Source organism: Pseudomonas sp. MB-090624, assembly GCF_003205245.1.
GTDB classification, from domain to species: Bacteria; Pseudomonadota; Gammaproteobacteria; order Pseudomonadales; family Pseudomonadaceae; genus Aquipseudomonas; species Aquipseudomonas juntendi.
The window spans coordinates 1-2,490 of sequence record NZ_QJRK01000098.1 but is presented as its reverse complement, the minus strand read 5'-3'; the positions used below and the strand labels follow the sequence as shown (position 1 = coordinate 2,490).

Annotated in this window: 3 protein-coding genes; all 3 read left to right on the top strand. The window is 61.0% G+C overall.

Going from position 1 to position 2,490, the window contains the following annotated elements; translation table 11 throughout:
- The first annotated feature begins 80 nt into the window (after window positions 1-80).
- The gene (locus DMX12_RS28705) at window positions 81-740 is read left to right on the top strand and encodes an HK97 family phage prohead protease (protein ID WP_110680085.1); all 660 of its coding nucleotides are present in this window, start codon (window positions 81-83) and stop codon (window positions 738-740) included.
- 15 nt (window positions 741-755) lie between these two features.
- The gene (locus DMX12_RS28700) at window positions 756-2,114 is read left to right on the top strand and encodes a phage tail tape measure C-terminal domain-containing protein (protein WP_256599247.1); all 1,359 of its coding nucleotides are present in this window, start codon (window positions 756-758) and stop codon (window positions 2,112-2,114) included.
- The coding region (locus DMX12_RS28695; RefSeq protein ID WP_110680086.1) for a DUF1833 family protein at window positions 2,111-2,490 on the top strand (380 nt) is incomplete at its 3' end. The genes DMX12_RS28700 and DMX12_RS28695, both read left to right, overlap by 4 nt.

Below are 2,490 nucleotides of genomic sequence, written 5' to 3'. Positions count from 1 at the left end.
AATCGCAGAACGTGCCAATCACCCAACTCGGTAACCCAGACCCCGCATCCAGCGGGGTTTGATCTTTCTGGAGGCAGCAAATGCCAAGCGTTTGCAAGACCCTGGCCTTCGATCAGGCCGCAATCAAATTCGCCAATGGCGGCGCCCAGGGCGTCTTCGAGGGCTATGCCAGCGTGTTCGATGTGGTCGACAGCGATGGCGACATCATGGAGCAGGGCGCTTTCGAGGAAGCGCTCAAGAGCCAGAGCCGCGCCGTGGCCATGTTCTTTAACCATCGGCGCAACGAGATCCCGGTGGGCAAGTGGCTTGATCTCGCTGAGGACAGCAAGGGCCTGCATGTACGCGGCGAGCTGACTCCAGGCAACCCGCAGTCCGAGGCCCTGAAGGCAGCAATGATGCATGGAACCGTCGGCGGCATGTCGGTTGGATGCAGCATCGCCAAGGGCGATATGTCCACGATTGCCACCGGTTTCTCCTTCCGCAAGGTGTCGCGCCTGACGGAAATCAGCGTGTGCACCTTCCCGGCCAATGAATCGGCCACCGTTTCCACGCTCAAGAGCATGGAAACCATCGACAGCATCCGCGACGCGGAGAACTGGCTGAGAGAGTCAGTCGGCCTTTCCAAGTCCGAATCGCAGGCGTTCATCGCCCGCATCAAGTCCGCAGTTCGGAGCGAGTCCGAAGGCGGCGACGAAATCGCCGCGCTCTTGGAGCGCATCAACACCTTCCCCAAACTCTGAACCGAGGATTACCCCATGTCCGAACTTTCTGATGTACAGAAAGCGATCGAAACCGCACAGACCCGCATGCAGGAGCTGTTCGACGCCCAGAAGACTGAAATTCAGCAGAATGGCGCTATCAGCAAACAGCTGCAGACCGATCTGACCACCGTTCAGGAAGAACTGAAAACCGCGGGTACCCGCCTGTTCGATATCGAGCAGAAGCTCAGCGCCGGCAACCCCGATGACCCAGCCACCAAGAAGAGCTTCGCGGCTCAGACTGCCGAGGATCTGCAGAAATCCTGGGACGGCAAGTCGTCCGGAAAGGTCGACGTGAAGAGCTTCGACAAGCAGCTGGGCAGCGGCGCGGCTTCGGCCGGCGCACTGATCCAGCCGCAGGTGAATCCCGGCATCCTGATGCCTGGCCTGCGCCGGCTGACCATCCGCGATCTGCTGGCGCAGGGTCGCATCAGCTCGAACTCGCTCGAGTACAGCAGCGACGAGGTGAAACAGCGAGCCCTGGACCTGCTGGCCATCGAGCAGGATTACCAGGATCAGCTGGAGGATCTTCGTCAGCAGCATGTGGCCGGAGATGTGTCCGACTCGGTTTACAAGCGCGAAACGGAAATACTCAACAAGGCCTTGAATGACCGCAAGGCCATGCAGGAGAAGTACTACCAGGACGTTGACGCGATGCAGCAGAACGGCACCGCGGGCTTCATAAGCGGCTTCGCCAGCCAGGCCGAGGCTGCCATGGATCTTTACAGCAACATGCAAAACGTGGGCGCAGCGGCCTTCAGCTCGCTGACCGACATGCTGACCGAGTGGGCCGAGACCGGGAAGCTCAATGCCAAGGACTTTGCCGCGACCTTCATCCAATCCATCGGTCACTCGCTGCTGGCTTACGCGGCCGCACAGGTGGCCATGGCCGGCCTGAACGCATTTACCGCGATGATCGGGGTTCCATTCGTGGGCCCAGCAATCGCCCCAGGTGCTGCTATCGCTGCTGCAGCAGCAGCGGGGGTGCTGATGACCGGGGTTGGGTCGGCGCTATCCGGCCAGGCGCACGCCGGTATCAACAACATCCCCAGCGAGGGGACCTGGTTGCTCGATGGCGGCGAGCGTGTACTGAGCCCGGCGCAGAATCGGGACCTGACGGGGTACCTTCAGCGCGCCAACAGCGTTGATGCCACGTCCAAGCCTGGTGGCGGATCGATGAACGTTGAGGTCCATAACTACGCGCCGGCCCAGGTCGACGTGCAGCAGGATGGTGACCGCATGAAAGTATTCATTCGCGAGGCAAAGAAACAGATTGCTGGCGACCTGGCCCGTGGCAATGGCGACGTGTCTAAAGCGCTTGCAGGGGCCTGGTCGGTCAAGAGGTCTGCGCGATGAGCATCCTTAAAAGGCTCTATGCCAGCTCTGGCCCCGAGATCATCCATGAAGTGCTCGAGATCACTGATGGGATCACCACCTACTGGATGACCAAAGGGTGGGATGAGTTGACCATCACTCTCGAAACCGGCCAGGAGGTGGTGTGCACGCCCTGCGGCATGGACCTGGCTCTGCCGGCGCGTAATGACGACGGTACCCAGGACCTGACCTTCGCCCTGAGCAACATCGACGGCGTTGCCTCTGGCTTTATCCGTGCGGCGCTGAGGGATGGGCGCAGCATGTCGCTTATCTACCGCGCGTACACCTCCGACGACCTCGGTGCTCCGGCCCATGCGCCGCACCGGTTCAAGATCAAGGGCGGTTCAGTCACGGCGAC

Coding starts and splice junctions, on each gene's coding strand:
- DMX12_RS28705 (WP_110680085.1), top strand. CDS start 81: ATGCCAAGCGTTTGCAAGACCCTGGCCTTCGATCAGGCCGCAATCAAA.
- DMX12_RS28700 (WP_256599247.1), top strand. CDS start 756: ATGTCCGAACTTTCTGATGTACAGAAAGCGATCGAAACCGCACAGACC.